Raw genomic sequence first — 19,644 nt, forward strand, 5'->3', positions numbered from 1 at the left:
TATGAAGCTGATAACTTTTGAAAATAAAGAGGGAAAAGAAAGAATTGGATTGCTTATGAATGAAGGAGTACTGGATCTTTTTGAGAGTTCGAATGGGATGATCCCCAATAATATGGTTTCTTTTATAGAAAATCATGAAAAATATCTTCCCATGATTAATCCATTCTCAAATAGTCAACTGTATTCGAAAGAGGAGATAAAAGTAAAATCACCGCTTCCAAGGCCGGTTAGTGTCCGTGATTTTTATGCTTTTGAAGAGCATGTCAAAACGTCAAGGGCAAAGCGTGGACTTGATGTTGTACCTGAATGGTATGAGATTCCTGTTTTTTATTTTACGAATCATTTAGCCATTAAAGGTCCTGAAGAAGTTATTGAGAGGCCAATCGGATGTAAGTGGCTTGACTATGAGCTTGAAATAGCCTGTGTAATTGGTAAAGAGGGGAAAAATATTTCTAGGGAAGAGGCAGAAGACTACATTTTTGGGTACTGCATTATGAATGATTGGAGTGCTCGTGATTTCCAAAGACAAGAAATGAAAGTTGGATTGGGGCCAGCAAAAGGAAAAGACTTTGCGACCTCATTCGGCCCATACCTTGTGACAAAAGATGAACTAGAAGCCTATCGAGTAGGAGACCGTTATCAGTTAGAAATGACAGCTAAGGTTAATGGAAGGCTTCTTTCGCAAGGGAATTACGAGCAAATCTATTATTCGTTTGCAGAAATGATTGAACGGGCGTCCGCAGGGGTAACCCTCTATCCAGGCGAAGTTATTGGATCAGGGACTGTAGGAACTGGTTGTATTTTAGAGCTTGGAACGGATGTTCACCGCTGGCTTGAACCTGGTGATGAAATAGAATTAGAGATTACGGGATTAGGGGCATTAAAAAATACTGTAACGGAAGGAGGAGTTTGATGTATTACCGTAAGCTAGGGAAAATACCTAAGAAAAGACATACGATGTTTAAGAAGGAAGATGGTAGTCTTTTTCGTGAGCAAGTAATGGGAACAAAGGGCTTTTCAGGAACACAATCCATTTTGTATCACCACCATTTGCCTACAGAGGTGGTAAAGTCTGAAGTTGTAAAAAAATATCTTCCCGAATATGAAATAGAGGATGAGAAGGCATTAAGACACCGTCACTTTTTAACAAGTGAAGTAAAGAGAACAGGAAATGGTCTTGATGCCCGCGAGTATATACTGGGGAATGATGATCTGCTTATCGGAACGGCTCAGGTTACAGAAAATATGGGCTCTTATTATCGTAATGGTGATGGAGATGAAATGCTTTATATCCACTACGGAAAAGGGAAAATTGAGACAATGTTTGGTACACTCAGCTATCGGCCAGGAGACTATGTAACAATTCCAATTGGGACGATTTATCGAATGATGCCGGAAGAGGAAACAAAGATGCTTTTTGTCGAATCCTTCAGCCAAATTACGACTCCAAGGAGATATCGTAATGAATATGGGCAGCTTCTTGAGCATAGCCCATTTTGTGAACGTGACCTTAGAGGGCCGGAGACATTGGAAACTCACAGTGCTAAGGGTGAGTATGAAGTTTTAACTAAATCAAGAGGCTATATTCATTCCCATATTTTAAATCATCATCCACTTGATGTTGTGGGATGGGATGGCTATTTATATCCTTGGGTGTTCAATATTGAAGATTTTGAACCGATCACAGGAAGGGTACATCAGCCGCCGCCAGTCCATCAAACCTTTGAAGGTCATAACTTTGTGGTGTGCTCCTTTGTTCCGAGACTGTATGATTACCATCCAGAATCGATTCCAGCTCCGTACTACCACAGTAATGTGAACAGTGATGAATTGCTTTATTATGTGGAAGGCAATTTTATGAGTCGTAAAGGAATTAAACAAGAATCGATTACACTTCATCCAAGTGGTATTCCTCATGGGCCACATCCAGGAACAACAGAAGCGAGTATCGGTAAGAAAGAGACATTGGAATTAGCCGTCATGATCGATACGTTCCGTCCATTAAAAATTGTAAAGTCTACGACTGGATATGAGGACGATCACTACATGTATACATGGATTGAGAAATAATTTATTACTCAAAGAACTTCGCATAGGAAGAAAGCGAAGTTCTTTTTTAAAGTGAAATTAGTGGGTATATATTGAATAAATGGTAATATTATACTATGGTAGTATAAGAGGAAAAAAGTAAACAGAATTCTATTAATTCGTTTAGATATAGAATGTATAAAACCTTTTTATTCTCAAATAGGGGAGTTGGAGTATATATGGCACTAAATTTCACAAAAGCATTTTCTTTCAAAACCATCGAATTTCATGACAAAAAAGAAGCGGATATTAATGGGCTTGAACATTTAGAAGTAAAGACAAGCTCTACAGATGTAAGAGTTGAACCAACAGATGGGGATACCCTCGTGGCAAAACTTGAAGGGAAGATTAGTGAAAAGCTTGAAGAGGAATACGAGCTAGTTTTGGAGAAAAAGGGAAATATTCTAGAGATTTATATTGCTGACCGAGGCGGGTTTAAGCTTCAAGTAGGAGTCACCATTAAAGATTTGAATCTTAACATTAAGGTTCCAAATAAGCTTTGGAAAAGTATTACCTTCGAAACATCTTCTGGGGATATTGATGTATTGAATATGAAGGCGGATCATATGGAATTAATTGCGAGTTCAGGAAATGTTCTAGCGAAAGAATTGTTAATTTCTGATCGTTTTTCTTCAAGAACAAATAGTGGTGATGCTGATATTATTGATGTTGATTCAAGCATTATGGAAATAAAAGCAAGCAGTGGAACCATTCTTCTACAAAGAGTGACTTCTGAAAAAATCAGAATGTACACTTCATCCGGAGATGTGATCGTAAAGCAGGGAGCAGGAACGATTACAGCAGAAACAAGCTCAGGAGAAATAGATTTAGAAATAAATCGACTTCTTGGAGATATTGACACTCAGACTTCAAGCGGTGATATCTTGATAAACTTTAATGAATCCCCTCAATCTCTCTCTCTGGATTTCAGAAGTAGCTCAGGCAATGGAACGGTAAAATTAAAAGAAATGGCGTATAAGGAAAAATCCGCTCAGCGTATTGTCGGAAGTATTGGTGATGAGAAATATTTAATCCGTGCAACAACGTCTTCAGGGGACTTTACTTTAATTTAATAAAATACAAGAAGCTTGCGGATTTTTTCTGCGGGCTTTTTTTATTTTCCCTTAAAAAAATATCAATTTTTCGTCGAATAAAAAGTTTTTGTGTCCGATTAAAAAAAGGTGTCGAAATGGGTCTGATAGGAAAAAAAATAAAAATTTTTTTAAATATAGGAATGTTGATGTAAAGATGATGTAAGCGTTTACTATTAGACTGACTAATCTAAATTGTCAAAAAACTTTTCAAAAGGGTGTTGACCAATCATAAAAACCGGCGTAATATTGTCCTCAACATAATTTTCTGACAACTATTTATCGGTGTCAGTTTAGCTTATATGTCATTGCCATTTTGGACAAAAAACAATGAAGGGAGCGATCGACATGAGCGAACAATGGATTTACTTAAACGGCCAATATGTAAAAAAGGAAGAGGCGGTCGTATCTGTGTATGATCACGGATTTTTATACGGAGACGGGGTGTTCGAAGGGATTAGAATGTACGACGGCAATGTGTTTCGACTGAAAGAGCATGTTGATCGCCTATATGACTCAGCAAAATCCATTATGTTAAACATCCCGCAAAGTAAAGAAGAATTATCAGACGTCATTGTAGAAACCTTAAGAAGAAATGAATTGCGTGACGCATATATACGGGTAGTTGTATCAAGAGGTGTTGGAAATCTTGGGTTAGACCCTTTCACATGTAGTAAACCACAAATCATCGTTATTGCAGAACAGCTCGCATTATTTCCAAAGAGCCTTTACGATACAGGGATTGAAATTGTCACGGTTGCCAGCAGAAGAAACCGGGCTGACGTTTTATCTCCAAAAGTAAAATCATTAAACTATTTAAATAATATTCTTGTAAAAATTGAAGCGAATCTAGCAGGAGTAAGTGAAGCGTTAATGTTAAACGATCAAGGATATGTTGCAGAAGGTTCAGCAGATAATATCTTTATCGTCAAAGGAAATGTGATCAAAACACCACCTGGTTATGTTGGAGCATTGGAAGGTATTACGCGAAACGCGATCATCGATATGGCTCAGCTATTAGGATTCGAAATGCGTGAAGAAGTGTTCACAAGACATGATGTCTACACAGCAGATGAGGTATTCCTCACTGGAACAGCGGCAGAGGTGATCGCAGTTGTGAAAGTGGACGGAAGAGAAATTGGTGATGGTAAACCTGGAAGCTATACAAAACAACTTCTAGAATCATTTAGAAAAACGGTCACTGAAGAAGGTCGTAAAGTTTATACACATGGAAATGTTCAAGCAGGATAAAAGCAGATGGAGGAGATACAGTGCGCAGTGACATGATCAAGGTCGGCATTGACCGTGCTCCCCATCGAAGCTTGCTATATGCAACGGGAGTAAAAACAAAGGATTTAGAAAAACCATTTATCGGGGTGTGTAATTCCTATATTGACATCATCCCAGGACATGTACATTTAAAAGCTTACGCTGAAATCGTAAAAGAAGCAATTCGGGAAGCAGGTGGCATCCCATTCGAATTTAACACCATTGGAGTCGATGATGGAATAGCAATGGGACATATCGGTATGAGGTACTCACTTCCTAGTAGGGAACTGATTGCCGATTCAGCTGAAACCGTCATTAATGCTCATTGGTTTGATGGAGTATTCTTCATTCCAAACTGTGACAAAATCACACCAGGGATGTTAATGGCAGCAGCAAGGACCAACGTACCTTCTGTGTTCGTCTCAGGAGGTCCCATGGAAGGTGGAACATCCTCATCCGGAAAACCACTTTCACTCGTTTCTGTATTTGAAGGTGTTGGAGCCCATCAATCAGGACAAATGACAAGTGAAGAGTTATTAGACATTGAACAAAATGCATGTCCAACATGCGGATCCTGTTCGGGAATGTTTACAGCCAATTCAATGAACTCCTTGATGGAAATGCTTGGGTTAGCCCTTCCAGGTAACGGGACAATTGTTGCCACGTCAGAAGAACGGCATCAACTGATTCGAGAAGCTGCCCATCATCTAGTAAAAATGATTAAGAATGATATCAAACCTAGAGACATTATTACCAAAGAAGCGATTGACGACGCATTTGCTCTTGATATGGCAATGGGAGGCTCAACAAATACGGTCCTTCATACACTAGCGATTGCAAATGAAGCAGAGATTGAATATGACCTTAACCGAATAAACGAAATTGCTAAAAAGGTTCCATACTTATCAAAAATTAGCCCAGCATCAGATTATACGATGGAAGATGTACATCATGCGGGTGGAATTAGCGCCATTATTAAGGAACTTTGTGAAATTGATGGGGCCGTCCATAAAGACCGTCTAACTGTAACTGGAAAATCGATTTATGAGCTGGTAAAGGACTATGAGATTAAGAATGATCAAGTGATTCGACGAAAAGACAATCCGTATAGTCCTGTTGGAGGATTATCGATATTGAATGGAAACCTTGCCCCTGATGGCTGCGTCATCAAAGTTGGAGCCGTGGATCCATCAATTAAAACTTTTATGGGAGAAGCGATTATTTTTGACTCTCAAGATGAAGCCCAAAAAGGAATTGATGACGGTACTGTTAAAGAAGGCCATGTAGTAGTCATACGCTATGAAGGTCCAAAAGGCGGACCGGGAATGCCTGAGATGTTAGCTCCAACCGCAGCTATTGCTGGTAGAGGGTTAGGAACAAAAGTAGCGCTTATTACAGATGGTCGTTTCTCAGGTGCATCCAGGGGAATCTCCATTGGACATATTTCTCCAGAAGCAGCTGAGGGTGGACCGATTGCTTTCATTGAGAATGGAGATCCGATTTTTATCGACCTTGAAAATAGAACAATAAATGTTCTTATCCCTGAAGTCGAATTAGAATACAGGAAACAAAACTGGGTACAGCCTGAGCCGAAAATTAAAAGGGGTTATTTAGCCCGCTATTCCAAATTAGTAACCTCCGCTAGTACTGGAGGAATTATGAAAATTTAATACAGTTAAAACGTTGACGAGGTAAAAGTAATTGGATTTCGTATTTCCAGAGAGCCGGTATAGCTGGAAGCCGGTAATACGCCCAATCGCGACATCCCCTCTGAGTATCGTTCTGAACCCTCTCTAGTAGGAGCGATCGAGTATAGTACTCGTTATCAAAATGGTAGTCATTCGAAGAAATACTGAATGACTCGTTAAGGTAGTGTTTGTGAAAATACTACAAACTAGGGTGGTACCATGAAGAGGAAAATAGCCTTTTCATCCCTACGAAACTAAGTAAGTGTCGTAGTGGGTGAAAAGGCTTTTTTATATGGAACAAATTGTCATTCTGTTATCGCCAAGGCGCTTATGCTTTTGTATTAAACAATTCCTGGGAGGAGATTAAAAATGAAGGTAAATGTAAAGGCAGATCCTGAGTCACGGCTAAGCGGTGCTGAAACTCTGATTCATGCCTTAAAGCAAGAAAGTGTTGAGGTTGTTTTTGGTTATCCGGGCGGAGCAGTTTTACCAATTTATGATGCACTTTATCAAAATCCAATTAAACATGTGCTAGCAAGACACGAACAAGGCGCTATCCACGCTGCAGAAGGATATGCAAGAGTTTCCGGAAAACCTGGTGTTGTTATTGCGACGTCAGGACCGGGCGCAACGAATCTGGTTACGGGGATAGCAGATGCGATGATGGACTCGCTCCCACTAGTGGTTTTTACAGGGCAAGTAGCATCTGGAGTCATTGGGACGGACGCCTTCCAAGAAGCCGATGTCATGGGAATTACGATGCCGATTACCAAGCACAACTACCAAGTTCGAGATTTGCAAGATCTCCCTAGAATTGTGAAAGAGGCCTTTCATATAGCAACAACTGGAAGACCAGGACCTGTACTCATTGACATACCAAAAGATGTATCGACTACAACAGCTTTCGTAACATTTGATGAACCTGTCCATCTTCCCGGGTTTCAACCAACCGTACATCCAAATGTGTTACAAATAAAAAAGTTAAACGAGGCGATTGAAACTGCAAAGAAACCAGTCATTTTAGCAGGTGCTGGTGTATTGCATGCTAAAGCATCAGAACAATTGCTTGCGGTAGCGGAAACGAAAAATATTCCAGTTGTTCACACACTTCTTGGATTAGGTGGATTTCCGGCGAGCCACCCCTTATTTCTAGGGATGGGAGGGATGCATGGATGCTATGCCGCTAATATGAGCTTATATGAATGCGATTTACTGATCAGTGTTGGAGCAAGATTTGACGATCGATTGACAGGAAATCTGCAAACCTTCGCTCCAAATGCAAAAGTGGCCCATATTGACATTGACCCAGCTGAAATTGGAAAAAATGTTGACACTCATATCCCGATAGTGGGAGATGCAAAAGAAGCATTACAAAAGCTTTTAGAGGAAAACGGATCAAGCTCGTTGTGTGAGGAGTGGCTCGTGCATCTTGATCAATACAAACAAGAATATCCATATTGGCATAACGAGGTGAAGGAAAGTATATCACCACAAGGATTACTAGAAATGATTCACACAATGACAAAGGGAGAATCGATTGTCACTACTGATGTTGGTCAGCATCAAATGTGGGCAGCTCAGTATTACACATTCAATGAGCCTCATAATTGGGTAACATCAGGTGGATTAGGGACTATGGGATTCGGATTTCCTGCAGCCATTGGAGCCCAATTGGCACAGCCAGATAAAAACGTTATTGCAATGGTTGGGGATGGTGGGTTTCAAATGACATCTCAAGAACTCATTCTGTTAAACGAATTGAACCTCCCCATTAAGGTAGTCCTTGTAAACAACGGAGCCCTTGGTATGGTAAGGCAATGGCAGGAAACCTTTTATGAGAAGCGGTATTCCCAATCATTGCTTTCTGTTCAACCTGATTTTGTAAAACTTGCGGAGTCCTACGGTGTGAGAGGGTTTAAAGTGACATCAACAGAAGAAGCAAGAACCATACTTTCTAAAGTTCTTCATACACGCGAGCCTGCCGTAATCGATTGTCGAGTTTGCCCATCAGAAAATGTTTATCCAATGGTCGCACCTGGTACTGGGCTACATGAAATGATTGGGGTGAAACCATGAAAAAGAGAGTCGTAACGGCAACGGTTTTTAATCAAAGTGGAGTTCTAAATAGAGTTACAGGTCTTTTTACAAAACGTCAGTTCAACATTGAAAGTATTACAGTAGGTCACACCGAAACAGAAGGTGTTTCCAAAATGACATTTGTTGTTTCTGTAGAAGATGACCGACAAATCGAACAGCTTATTAAACAATTAAATAAGCAAATTGATGTACTAAAGGTATCTGATATTACGGATCAAGCCATTGTGGCAAGAGAGCTCGCACTCATTAAAGTGCTAAGCAATGGTCAAACCCGGGCAGAGATTAGTGGAATTGTAGAGCCTTTTCGGGCAACAATCATTGATATTTCAAGAGATAGTGTCACCGTTCAAGTAACCGGTGATACGGAAAAGGTTGAAGCAATGATTGATCTATTAAAGCCATACGGAATTAAAGAATTAGCTCGCACTGGTTTAACCGCTTTTACTAGAGGTTCACAAAAATCAGTCACAGATCTTAAGCAATACACATTATTAAAATAAATCGAAAAGGATGATGGAGAATGGTAAAAGTATATTATAACGGAGATGTAGCGGAAGACTTATTAAAAGGAAGAAAGGTAGCTGTTGTTGGTTACGGTTCACAAGGTCATGCTCATGCACAAAATTTAAGGGAAAGCGGTTATGAAGTCGTAGTAGGATTACGTAAAGGAAAGTCATGGGAGCAAGCTGAAAAAGACGGTTTTTCAGTAAAATCAGTAAAAGAGGCTAGTGAAGAAGCAGATGTGGTAATGGTTTTACTACCAGATGAGCTGCAGCCTACTGTGTATAAAAATGAAATCGAACCCGCTTTATCACCAGGAAAAGCCTTAGCTTTTGCCCATGGATTTAATGTTCATTTTAATCAAGTAGTCCCTCCTAAAGATGTTGATGTATTCCTTGTAGCACCTAAAGGTCCAGGACATCTTGTAAGAAGAACGTTTGAAAGCGGCGCTGGAGTACCTGCTCTTTTCGGGGTTTATCAAAATGTAACAGGTGATGCTGACAAATTAGCCCTTTCTTATGCAAAAGGGATCGGGGCTGGACGTGCTGGAATTTTAGAAACAACCTTCCAAGAAGAAACGGAAACAGACTTATTCGGAGAGCAAGCAGTCCTTTGCGGAGGCTTAACCTCTTTAGTAAAAGCAGGATTTGAAACCCTTGTAGAAGCTGGTTATCAACCAGAAGTTGCCTATTTCGAGTGTTTACACGAATTGAAGCTCATTGTAGATCTCATGTATGAAGATGGTCTCGAGGGCATGAGATACTCTATTTCCGATACAGCTCAATGGGGAGATTTCGTTTCAGGACCACGAGTTGTGAATGAAGAAACGAAAGCAAGAATGAAGGAAGTTCTTGAAGATATTCAATCTGGTAAATTCGCAAAAGGCTGGATCCTAGAAAACCAAGCAAATCGTCCAGAATTTAATGCAACAAATCAACGTGAAAATAACCATCAAATTGAAGTGGTAGGAAGAAAGTTGAGAGAACTAATGCCATTTATTAAAAAAGATGAGAAGAAGGAAGTGGTGATGAGTGCGCAAGATTGATGTCTTTGACACAACCCTTAGAGATGGAGAGCAATCTGCCGGTGTAAATTTGAACACGCTTGAAAAAGTGGAAGTGGCGAAACAATTAGAAAGATTAGGTGTCGATATTATCGAAGCGGGATTCCCTGCAGCTTCAAGAGGCGATCTTCAAGCAGTAAAAATGATTGCCGACACGATTAAAGGCAGTTCGGTTACTGGACTCGCCAGAGCAAATGAAAAAGACATTGATGCTGCATGGGAGGCTTTAAAAGGATCCAGTGAGCCAAGGTTACATGTATTTCTTGCAACATCACCGATTCACATGACTTATAAATTGAAAATGACAACAGATCAAGTATTGGACACGGCGGTTGCAGCAGTGAAATACGCTAAGAAAAAGTTCACACATGTTCAGTGGTCTGCAGAAGATGCATGTCGATCAGATAAACAGTTTTTGGTCAAAATCATTACTGAAGTCATCAATGCAGGAGCAACGGTTATTAATCTTCCAGATACAGTAGGGTATCGAGCTCCGGAAGAATATGGTTCCCTTTTCCGCTACATCAAAGAGAATGTTCCAAATATTGAAGGGGTAAAGCTATCCGCTCATACTCACGATGATCTTGGGTTAGCAACAGCCAATTCATTGGCAGCTATTGAAAATGGAGCAGATCAAATTGAAGGAACCATCAATGCCATTGGAGAGAGAGCAGGAAATGCGGGACTAGAAGAAATTGCTGTAGCTCTGCATATTAGAGAGGATTTTTATCAAGCCTCCACAAGATTGAAGCTGGATGAAATTAAGCGTACGAGTAATCTTGTAAGTAAGCTTACGGGAATGATCGTCCCTGGAAATAAAGCTGTCGTTGGAAACAACGCATTTGCCCATGAATCAGGGATCCATCAAGATGGCGTTTTAAAAGAAAAAACGACCTATGAAATCATTACTCCAGAGCTTATTGGTGTAAAAACCAATCGTTTAGTTCTTGGAAAGCATTCAGGCCGACACGCCTTCAAAAATAAAGCAGTGGAAATGGGCTTTGAACTTAATGATCAAAAGCTAAATGAAGGCTTTAAAGCATTTAAGGATCTTGCGGATAAGAAAAAAGAGGTAACGGACGAAGATATCTTCGCCATTCTCACAGATAAACAAACAGAAGCTCAGGATGTAAAAACTTACGAGTTAAAGAGTTTGCAAGTTCAATATGGAATGGATAATATTCCAACTGCGACCATTGCCGTTGTTAAACCTGATGGAGAATACAAGCAAGAAGCAGCAACTGGTTCTGGTAGTGTTGAAGCCATTTATAATACGATTGAAAAACTAGTAGAAGACACCGTAGTCCTCTTAGATTACAAGATTAACTCTGTTGGCGGCGGAAGAGATGCATTAGCTGAAGTTTTCGTCCAAGTAAAATATAACGAGACCGTCTCGAGCGGTAGAGGAACTGCTCAGGATGTTTTAGAAGCATCTGCAAGAGCCTATTTGAACGCAGTCAATCGAGTGCTAGGTGTAAAGAGTAAAGAACGGAAAGAAGTAACGGTATAAATGCAACTGACTGAATAAACAAATAACAACTGGAGGGATGATGATGAAAAAGAAAGTGGCAGTACTACCTGGAGATGGAATCGGTCAAGAAGTAATGAATGGAGCTCTTGATGTATTAAAAGCCGTTGGCGACTGGTTTGGTCATGAATTTGAAGTGGTACAAGGAGATATTGGTGGTGTTGCCATTGATCTTCATGGAAATCCTCTTCCCTCAGAAACACTTGAGCTATGTAAAAAGAGTGATGCAGTACTTCTCGGCGCGGTTGGAGGACCGAAATGGAAGGATGTACCCGTTCATCTTCGACCAGAGAAAGGCCTGCTAGAAATTAGAAAAGAGCTAGGTTTGTTCGCTAATCTACGACCAGTCTCTACATTTGAAAGCTTGCTTTCGGCTTCTCCGTTAAAACGTAATGTTGTTGAGGATGTTGATTTTGTCCTCGTAAGAGAGTTGACGGGTGGATTATATTTTGGGAAACCAAGCGAAAGAAGAGGAAAAAATAAAGAAGTGGCAGTGGATACCCTTCAATATGAAAGAAGCGAAATTGAAAGAGTCGTTCATAAAGCCTTTCAACTAGCATCAAAACGTAGAAAAAAACTGACATCAGTGGATAAAGCAAATGTACTAGAAACGAGTCGAATGTGGCGGGAAATCGTGGACGAAGTTTCTGGGAGCTACCCAGATATTGAGGTCGAGCATCTGCTAGTAGATGTTGCCGCTATGAAGCTTGTATATCAGCCTAAGCAATTTGATGTTATCGTGACAGAGAACATGTTCGGTGACATCCTAAGTGATGAAGCCTCAATGCTAACAGGCTCACTCGGTATGCTCCCTTCTGCTAGTTTACGTGAAGATGGATTTGGGCTGTATGAACCCGTTCATGGATCAGCCCCTGATATTGCCGGACAGGACAAAGCAAATCCGCTGGCCATGATCTTATCCGTTGCGATGATGCTGAGGCATTCCTTTGGTTTAAAAGAAGAGGCGGAAATGATTGAGCTCGCTGTGCAGGAAGTGCTTAATGCCGGCTATCGAACAGGAGACCTTTGGAATCTCGGAAACGGTCCAGTTGTCGGCACAAAGGCCATGAGCCAATTCGTTGTCGAACGACTAGAAGCAGACCATGCCCTATCATCAATCCTAAGCGCATATTTGTAAGAAATATTGTCAAGGGATTGGGAGTCGAAGGTGTCAGGTACAAAAGCGGTGAATTGTACGTGGCAAACACACCACTACCGATTACATTTAAAACTTTCATCTTTATATATGGTTGTTTTCTAAAAGAATGTTGTTTTTTAAGAACATTATTTAAAAAAGGTTGGTCTTCGCTGCAGGTGCGAGACTCCTGCGGGAGTAGCGGGACAGGTGAGACCCCACAGGAGCAAAGCGACGAGGAGGCTCACCGCCCGCCCCGAGCATCCTGTAGCGGAAACCAACTAACTCCTTTTCAAATAACAACAATGTTTATGAAAACGGCCATATATTCTAAATCAAACTATTAATAAGGGAGGGTAAAAACCTTTGAAGCCAAAGAATATCATTGAAAAGTTATGGGACGATCATGTGGTTTATAAGGAAAATGGAAAACCTGATTTGTTATATATTGATCTTCATCTTGTCCATGAAGTCACCTCGCCACAAGCGTTTGAAGGATTAAGGATGAAAAATCGAACCGTTAGAAGACCTGAACTAACATTCGCCACAATGGACCATAATGTTCCCACGAAAAACAGGGACGTAATCGATGATGAGGTAGCGAAGACACAAATGTCGAAGCTCAAGGAAAATTGTGATGAGTTTGGGATCGAACTAGCGGATATTCATCATCCTGATCAAGGCATCGTCCATGTAATTGGCCCGGAGCTTGGTCTTACACAGCCAGGAAAAACGATTGTGTGTGGTGATAGTCATACCTCTACACATGGAGCATTTGGTGCTCTCGCATTTGGAATTGGAACTAGTGAAGTTGAGCATGTCCTAGCTGCCCAAACGTTATGGCAATCAAGACCGAAAACCTTACAAATAAAAGTCAATGGAACCCTTGGTTTTGGTGTTACAGCTAAAGATCTCATACTAGCGATTATTGCCAAGTTTGGGGTTGGTGTAGGGGCAGGCTATATTATTGAATTTACAGGTGAAGCGATTAGAAACCTTTCAATGGAAGAACGGATGACCGTTTGCAATATGTCGATTGAGGCTGGGGCGAGAGCTGGAATCATCAGTCCAGATGACGTCACCTTTGAATACCTAAAAGGTAGAAGACATGTTCCAGATGGTACCGAATTTCAAAAGGCTGTTGAAAAGTGGAAGCAGTACTCTTCAGATGAGGAAGCTACCTATGATTTGACCCTAGAGCTTGATGGAGCCGAAGTTGAACCTCAGGTCACCTGGGGAACGAATCCATCCATGGGAATTAGTATTAGTCAAAAGGTTCCAACACCACAGCTGTATGAAAAAAAATCTGAACAAGAAGCGGTTGAAAGAGCTCTAGATTATATGGGGCTTGAAGGTGGGATCAATATCAATGAAGTAGCGGTTGATTATGTCTTCATCGGCTCTTGTACGAATTCGAGGTTAAGTGATTTAAGGGCAGCGGCAGAGGTGGTTAAAGGGAAAAAAGTTCAGGATAGTGTCACAGCCCTTGTTGTCCCGGGTTCCCTAACGGTAAAAGTTCAAGCAGAAAAAGAAGGTCTTCACAAGATTTTCGAAGAAGCAGGTTTTGAGTGGAGAGAAGCGGGATGCAGCATGTGTCTCGCCATGAATAATGATGTAGTACCACCAGGAAAACGTTGTGCCTCTACATCGAATCGAAATTTTGAAGGCCGTCAAGGAAACGGATCACGTACGCATCTTGTTAGTCCTGCCATGGCTGCAGCCGCAGCTATCACTGGGAAGTTCACTGATGTTCGTACATTGATGCAAGTACTTCAATAAAAAAGGGGGAGGAGGGAATATGTCAGGCATACGGCAATTTCAAGGAAAAGTTTTTCCACTTAATCGAGAAAATGTGGATACAGATCAGATTATTCCAAAACAATTTTTAAAAAAAATCGATCGTCAAGGGTTTGGTCAATATTTGTTTTATCATTGGAGATTCAATGACGACGGTTCTCCCAATAAGGATTTTTCATTAAACAATGAAAAATATCAAGGTGCCACCATATTGGTAGGGGGAGATAACTTTGGATGTGGATCATCTCGAGAGCATGCCCCATGGTCATTGCTTGATTATGGCTTCCAGGTGATCATTGCTCCAAGCTTCGCCGATATTTTTTACAACAATTGTGTAAAGAACGGTATTCTGCCCATTCGTCTAGGTCAAAAGGATGTTGAGGTTTTGTTAGGAAAAGCAACACAATCAAACTTTGAATTAGCTGTTGACTTAGAAGAACAGACGGTAAAAGATCAAGATGGTTATAAATCCTCATTTGAGATAGATCCATATTGGAAGCAAATGCTTATGAATGGATGGGATGAGATTTCGATTACCCTTTCATATGAGGATCAGATCAAACAATTTGAATTATTACGATAGGAGTGAAGAGTGTTGGGGATTTCTTAAACGGAAATGAAGTTGTTTTAGCAATGGAGAATTTGATGAATTCTGTTCATCGGACTCCGCTAAAACAATCAGCGACATTAAATCGAGTAACAGGGCGTCAAGTGTTCCTGAAAATGGAGAACCTACAAAGAACAGGTTCCTTTAAACTGCGTGGTGCATTAAATAAAATTTCTTCACTGACAGAAGAAGAATCATCTCGTGGAATTGTCTGTGCATCTGCAGGAAATCATGCTCAGGGAGTAGCACTAGGAGCATCTCAGCGGGGAATACCTGCCAAAATTTTTATGCCAAAACGGACTCCGTCTGCCAAAGTGGAAGCCACGAAAGAGTACGGTGCTGAAATTATTTTAACAGGAGAAACCTACCAAGAATCCTATAAAGCAGCTAGAGAAGATATGCTTGCATCAGGATCAACCTTTGTTCACGCCTTTGATGATCCAAAGGTCATTGCTGGCCAAGGAACGATTGCACTTGAAATGATGCAGCAATGTCAGGATTTAGAAGTCATCGTGGTACCTGTTGGGGGCGGGGGATTAATTGCAGGGATGGCCACTGCAATCAAAGCGTTTAACCCTAGTATAAAGATCATTGGTGTCCAATCAATGGGGGCCCCTGCTACGTATAATCAGTTTACGGGTAAAAACTCAGGCAGTTTATCACAAGTTCATAGTATTGCAGATGGGATTCTTGTGAAAGAACCAGGGAAACTAACCTATCCTATTATTGAGAGATTGGTAGACGATATGGTTACCGTAAATGATGAGGAAATTGCCTATACGATTATGTTTATGCTTCAAAGAGAAAAGACATTAGTAGAAGGGGCAGGCGCAGCAGCAGTAGCATCGATCCTTTGTAATAAATTGGGCTGGCATGGCAGGAAGGTGGGATGTGTCGTCAGTGGCGGAAATGTCGACCTTAACAAACTCTCACTTTATAAAGAATTATCGAAACGAATTAAATTACTTCAGCACATTGGCTGAAAGTGAAAGAGGACTGATAAGAGATGACCCGTCTCTTTATCGGTCCTTCTTTTTAAAAACTTTATTAATGTACATGATTTAAACTCTTAATTTAATTCCTCATACAAAAGAGTTTTATAAACAAATTTTTTCTTAGGCTGTTTTCTAAAAGATTATCGTTTTTTGAGAACATAAATTTTTTGTTAAAAGGTTGGTCTTCGCTGTAGGTGCGAGGCTCCTGCGGGAGTAGCGGGACAGGTGAGACCTAAGCAGGAGCAAGGCGACGAGGAGGCTCACCGCCCGCCCCGCGGAAAGCGAGCATCCTGTAGCGGAAACCAACCACCCCCTTTTCAAATAACAACATTGTTTACGAAAACAGCCTTTTCTTAAACGCACAGCGGGTGAAACCCCTTACATAATAAAAAAATGATAGAAAGCTATTGTAAAAAGTAAGTCCATCCCCTATAATGTCCACTATACACAAACAAATGTATTTTTTAGAAGAACAGAAAGGATGTTAAGAATGGAGACAATATCTATTGGTTTATTAGGGCTAGGAACAGTTGGATCAGGGGTTGTAAAGGTGATTAAAAGTCATCAGGATAAACTGATTCATCAGGTAGGCTGCCCTGTTGAAGTGAAAAAGGTGCTTGTAAAGGATATTCAGAAGGTAAGGGACGTAGATATTGATTCAACCATTCTAACAACCAATCCTAATGAAGTAGTTGCAAATTCAGAGATTGATATTGTTATAGAAGTGATGGGGGGAGTGGAGGAAACAAAAAATCATCTCCTTCAAGCATTAGAAAATAAAAAGCATGTTGTAACAGCTAATAAGGATTTGATGGCTGTTTATGGTGCAGAGCTGTTAGCGGCAGCTTCATCTAATCGATGCGATCTATTCTATGAAGCTAGTGTAGCAGGAGGAGTCCCGATTTTAAGAAGCTTAGTAGATGGATTAGCTTCTGATCGTATCACAAAAATGATGGGGATTGTGAATGGTACCACGAATTACATTTTAACGAAGATGAGTAAACATGGAAGTGCCTATGAGGATGTACTGTTAGAAGCTCAAAAATTGGGCTATGCTGAAGCGGATCCTACATCTGATGTCGAAGGATTAGATGCCGCCAGGAAAATGGCGATTTTATCGACACTTGGGTTTTCCATGAATGTCGATTTAGACGATGTGAAAGTATCAGGGATTTCATCTGTTTCAGAAGAGGACCTTCAATACAGCAAACAGCTAGGGTATACTATGAAGTTAATTGGAATTGCTCACCGACACGGAGAGAAAGTAGAAGTAAGTGTACAACCGACACTTTTACCGAATGCACATCCATTAGCCTCTGTAAACGACGAATATAACGCCGTTTATGTTTATGGAGAGGCGGTCGGAGAAACGATGTTTTACGGACCAGGTGCGGGAAGTTTACCAACCGCAACCGCTGTCGTATCTGATTTAGTGGGAGTAATGAAAAATATGAGATTAGGTGTTAACGGTCAAAGTGCCGTTCTTCCACAATTTCCAAAGCAATTGAAGAAGGATGACGAGATTTATTCAAAATTCTTCCTTCGTCTTCATGTTGTAGATGAAGTAGGAGTTCTAGCTAAAATTACCTCGATCTTTTCAGAATGGGGAGTGAGCTTTGAGAAAATCATGCAAAATCCATTAAAAGAAGATAATCTATCGGAAATTGCTCTAGTTACACACCGAGCTTCTTTGAAGGATTATCAGGATATCTTAGTAAACATAAGAGATTTACAAGCCGTGGAAGCAGTAAAAAGCTCTTACAGGGTCGAAGGGGGAATGGGAGCATGAGTTGGGAAGGCCTCATATCAAACTATCAACAGTACTTACCAGTAAATGAGAATACTCCGCTATTGTCGCTGAAGGAAGGAAATACTCCACTCATTAAACTGGAACAGTTGTCAAAGGAATGGAATATTGATTTACATGTGAAGGTCGAAGGAGCAAATCCAACAGGATCCTTTAAAGATCGGGGAATGGTATTAGCGGTAGCGAAAGCAGTAGAATCTGGTAGCCAAACGGTGATTTGTGCCTCTACCGGAAATACATCTGCTTCAGCAGCTGCCTATGCTGCAAGAGCTGGTATTCGTTGTGTGATTGTCATTCCTGAGGGGAAAATCGCTCAAGGAAAACTTGCGCAAGCAGTCATGTATGGGGCCAGTATCGTTTCCATCGAAGGAAACTTTGACGAAGCATTAACCCTTGTTAGAGAAATAGCCGAGAAAGAAGACGTAACCTTAGTCAACTCTGTTAACCCATTTCGAATCGAGGGACAGAAAACAGCTGCATTTGAAATATGTGATCAGCTTGGAAGTGCCCCGGATTATTTGGCGATACCAGTTGGGAATGCAGGGAACATCACGGCGTATTGGAAGGGCTTTAAAGAGTACAATCAAGAAAAGCATAGCGGACTTCCTCGTATGATTGGATTCGAAGCAGAGGGAGCAGCTGCCATTGTCCACAATAGGGTGTTTCATGAGCCGGAAACGATTGCAACAGCAATCCGAATTGGGAATCCTGCTAGCTGGACCACTGCTGTCCGAGCAGCTAGTGAATCAGGAGGCTTAATTGACGAAGTAAGTGATGAGGAGATTATCGAAGCATATAAAACGCTGGCAAAATCCGAAGGAATCTTTGCTGAACCTGCTTCCTGTGCATCATTGGCTGGTGTGTATAAAAAAGTTCTAAATGGAAAAATCCCATCTGGCTCTACAGTTGTAGCTGTTCTCACTGGAAATGGTTTAAAGGATCCGAATGTAGCATTGGATGTTAGTCCTGTAAAACCGGTCGCTTTACCAAAAGAAGAAAGGGCGATTGTGGAATATATTAAGGGAGCTGTCGGGGTATGATCTCCGGCAACAGCTTTAAGATCAAGGTACCGGCAAGTACGGCTAATCTTGGTCCAGGGTTTGATTCCATTGGACTTGCACTTAATTTGTACCTGGAAATAATGGTTGAAAAGAGTGAAAGGTGGCAGGTAATTCCCCTATCAAAGGAATTAGAAGTTTTTCAAAATGATGAGTCTCACTTTATCATTTCGGTTGCTAAGCAAGTAGCGAAGAAATATTATAAAACATTGCCTCCTTGTCGTCTATCAATTAAAAGTGAAATTCCTTTAGCTAGAGGATTAGGCTCAAGTGCCTCTGCGATCGTAGCAGGCATTGAGCTTGCCGATGTATTAGGTGCATTAAATTTAACATCACAACAAAAGCTTGATATCGCCATAGATTTTGAAGATCATCCTGATAATATTGGGGCCTCCTTGTATGGAGGACTTGTTATTGGTTCAAAAAATGATGATCATACAGAGATCGTTTCCATTCATGACCTCCCGGTTGAAATTGTGGTTATGATTCCAAAGGAGGAGCTTTTAACAAAAGAATCACGTGCGGTTTTACCAGATTCCTTCTCATTTGAAGTAGCGGTTCGGGCAGGGAGTATATCGAATGTGTTTATCGCTGCATTATTAAGTCAGGAGTGGAATAAAGCAGGTAGGATGATGAGGAAAGATCAATATCACCAGCCTTTTAGAAAAAGGCTTATTACGGACTACGATCAAATTGAGGGTCTTGCCTATAAGGCTGGAGCATTCGGAGTAGCATTAAGTGGGGCAGGACCATCGATTATTGGGCTAGTTGAAGCTGGAAAGGGGAAGGAAGTAGCCGATAACCTCTCTTTGGTTTTACCGAAAATGAATGTTTTATGTTTATCTATTGATAAAGCAGGGAGTCTGGTTGAACCCACTGCTTCGATTCCGTATATAAGAAAAGCTCTTTAGGTTTAATTT

16 protein-coding genes and 1 other annotated feature are annotated in these 19,644 nt (G+C 40.8%); all 16 genes read left to right on the plus strand.

The genetic code is table 11. The annotated features are described in order from the left end of the window. Position 1: 1 nt before the first annotated feature. Positions 2-913, plus strand: a complete 912-nt coding sequence (locus JOC86_RS21440; RefSeq protein ID WP_205175013.1) for a fumarylacetoacetate hydrolase family protein — start codon at positions 2-4, stop codon at positions 911-913. Then, a complete protein-coding gene (locus tag JOC86_RS21445; protein WP_205175014.1) occupies positions 913-2,070 on the plus strand; it encodes a homogentisate 1,2-dioxygenase in 1,158 nt (385 codons plus the stop codon). The genes JOC86_RS21440 and JOC86_RS21445 overlap by 1 nt, the downstream gene beginning before the upstream one ends. 197 nt (positions 2,071-2,267) lie before the next feature. Further along, a complete protein-coding gene (locus JOC86_RS21450) occupies positions 2,268-3,161 on the plus strand; it encodes a DUF4097 family beta strand repeat-containing protein (RefSeq protein ID WP_205175015.1) in 894 nt (297 codons plus the stop codon). Positions 3,162-3,527: 366 nt separating this feature from the next. After that, positions 3,528-4,430 (plus strand): branched-chain-amino-acid transaminase, encoded by a 903-nt coding sequence (ilvE, locus tag JOC86_RS21455; RefSeq protein ID WP_205175016.1) that lies wholly within the window; start codon positions 3,528-3,530, stop codon positions 4,428-4,430. Positions 4,431-4,450: 20 nt separating this feature from the next. After that, complete coding sequence (gene ilvD / locus JOC86_RS21460) at positions 4,451-6,118, plus strand: dihydroxy-acid dehydratase (protein WP_205175017.1); 1,668 nt, start codon at positions 4,451-4,453, stop codon at positions 6,116-6,118. Between the two features lie 4 nt (positions 6,119-6,122). Beyond that, positions 6,123-6,387: a binding site (T-box leader), on the plus strand. A gap of 118 nt (positions 6,388-6,505) precedes the next feature. Then, positions 6,506-8,212: an acetolactate synthase large subunit gene (gene ilvB / locus JOC86_RS21465; RefSeq protein WP_205175018.1), complete on the plus strand. Its 1,707-nt coding sequence runs from the start codon at positions 6,506-6,508 to the stop codon at positions 8,210-8,212. Further along, positions 8,209-8,733: an acetolactate synthase small subunit gene (gene ilvN / locus JOC86_RS21470; protein ID WP_205175019.1), complete on the plus strand. Its 525-nt coding sequence runs from the start codon at positions 8,209-8,211 to the stop codon at positions 8,731-8,733. The genes ilvB and ilvN overlap by 4 nt, the downstream gene beginning before the upstream one ends. A 20-nt stretch (positions 8,734-8,753) precedes the next feature. Beyond that, positions 8,754-9,779 carry a ketol-acid reductoisomerase gene (ilvC, locus tag JOC86_RS21475; RefSeq protein ID WP_205175020.1) on the plus strand — a complete coding sequence of 342 codons (1,026 nt, stop codon included), beginning with the start codon at positions 8,754-8,756 and terminating at the stop codon, positions 9,777-9,779. Next, a complete protein-coding gene (locus tag JOC86_RS21480; RefSeq protein WP_205175021.1) occupies positions 9,766-11,307 on the plus strand; it encodes a 2-isopropylmalate synthase in 1,542 nt (513 codons plus the stop codon). Before ilvC ends, JOC86_RS21480 begins: the two co-directional genes overlap by 14 nt. Before the next feature lie 43 nt (positions 11,308-11,350). Then, positions 11,351-12,463, plus strand: a complete 1,113-nt coding sequence (gene leuB / locus JOC86_RS21485) for a 3-isopropylmalate dehydrogenase (RefSeq protein ID WP_205175022.1) — start codon at positions 11,351-11,353, stop codon at positions 12,461-12,463. A 363-nt stretch (positions 12,464-12,826) separates the two neighbouring features. Next, the gene (gene leuC / locus JOC86_RS21490; RefSeq protein WP_205175023.1) at positions 12,827-14,239 is read left to right on the plus strand and encodes a 3-isopropylmalate dehydratase large subunit; all 1,413 of its coding nucleotides are present in this window, start codon (positions 12,827-12,829) and stop codon (positions 14,237-14,239) included. 19 nt (positions 14,240-14,258) lie between these two features. Beyond that, complete coding sequence (gene leuD, locus JOC86_RS21495) at positions 14,259-14,840, plus strand: 3-isopropylmalate dehydratase small subunit (RefSeq protein WP_205175024.1); 582 nt, start codon at positions 14,259-14,261, stop codon at positions 14,838-14,840. A 50-nt stretch (positions 14,841-14,890) separates the two neighbouring features. Then, positions 14,891-15,847, plus strand: a complete 957-nt coding sequence (gene ilvA / locus JOC86_RS21500; RefSeq protein ID WP_205175335.1) for a threonine ammonia-lyase — start codon at positions 14,891-14,893, stop codon at positions 15,845-15,847. A 502-nt stretch (positions 15,848-16,349) separates the two neighbouring features. After that, on the plus strand, positions 16,350-17,648 hold the full coding sequence (locus JOC86_RS21505) for a homoserine dehydrogenase (protein WP_205175025.1): 1,299 nt from the start codon (positions 16,350-16,352) through the stop codon (positions 17,646-17,648). Next, complete coding sequence (gene thrC / locus JOC86_RS21510) at positions 17,645-18,706, plus strand: threonine synthase (protein ID WP_205175026.1); 1,062 nt, start codon at positions 17,645-17,647, stop codon at positions 18,704-18,706. Before JOC86_RS21505 ends, thrC begins: the two co-directional genes overlap by 4 nt. Further along, the gene (gene thrB / locus JOC86_RS21515) at positions 18,703-19,635 is read left to right on the plus strand and encodes a homoserine kinase (RefSeq protein ID WP_205175027.1); all 933 of its coding nucleotides are present in this window, start codon (positions 18,703-18,705) and stop codon (positions 19,633-19,635) included. Before thrC ends, thrB begins: the two co-directional genes overlap by 4 nt. Positions 19,636-19,644 lie beyond the last annotated feature (9 nt).

It is taken from the genome of Rossellomorea pakistanensis (genome assembly GCF_016908495.1).
Lineage (GTDB): Bacteria > Bacillota > Bacilli > Bacillales > Bacillaceae_B > Rossellomorea > Rossellomorea pakistanensis.

Coding starts and splice junctions, on each gene's coding strand:
- ilvB (WP_205175018.1), top strand. CDS start 6,506: ATGAAGGTAAATGTAAAGGCAGATCCTGAGTCACGGCTAAGCGGTGCT.
- leuB (WP_205175022.1), top strand. CDS start 11,351: ATGAAAAAGAAAGTGGCAGTACTACCTGGAGATGGAATCGGTCAAGAA.
- JOC86_RS21445 (WP_205175014.1), top strand. CDS start 913: ATGTATTACCGTAAGCTAGGGAAAATACCTAAGAAAAGACATACGATG.
- JOC86_RS21440 (WP_205175013.1), top strand. CDS start 2: ATGAAGCTGATAACTTTTGAAAATAAAGAGGGAAAAGAAAGAATTGGA.
- thrC (WP_205175026.1), top strand. CDS start 17,645: ATGAGTTGGGAAGGCCTCATATCAAACTATCAACAGTACTTACCAGTA.
- ilvN (WP_205175019.1), top strand. CDS start 8,209: ATGAAAAAGAGAGTCGTAACGGCAACGGTTTTTAATCAAAGTGGAGTT.
- ilvC (WP_205175020.1), top strand. CDS start 8,754: ATGGTAAAAGTATATTATAACGGAGATGTAGCGGAAGACTTATTAAAA.
- thrB (WP_205175027.1), top strand. CDS start 18,703: ATGATCTCCGGCAACAGCTTTAAGATCAAGGTACCGGCAAGTACGGCT.
- ilvE (WP_205175016.1), top strand. CDS start 3,528: ATGAGCGAACAATGGATTTACTTAAACGGCCAATATGTAAAAAAGGAA.
- ilvA (WP_205175335.1), top strand. CDS start 14,891: ATGGAGAATTTGATGAATTCTGTTCATCGGACTCCGCTAAAACAATCA.
- JOC86_RS21450 (WP_205175015.1), top strand. CDS start 2,268: ATGGCACTAAATTTCACAAAAGCATTTTCTTTCAAAACCATCGAATTT.
- leuD (WP_205175024.1), top strand. CDS start 14,259: ATGTCAGGCATACGGCAATTTCAAGGAAAAGTTTTTCCACTTAATCGA.
- JOC86_RS21505 (WP_205175025.1), top strand. CDS start 16,350: ATGGAGACAATATCTATTGGTTTATTAGGGCTAGGAACAGTTGGATCA.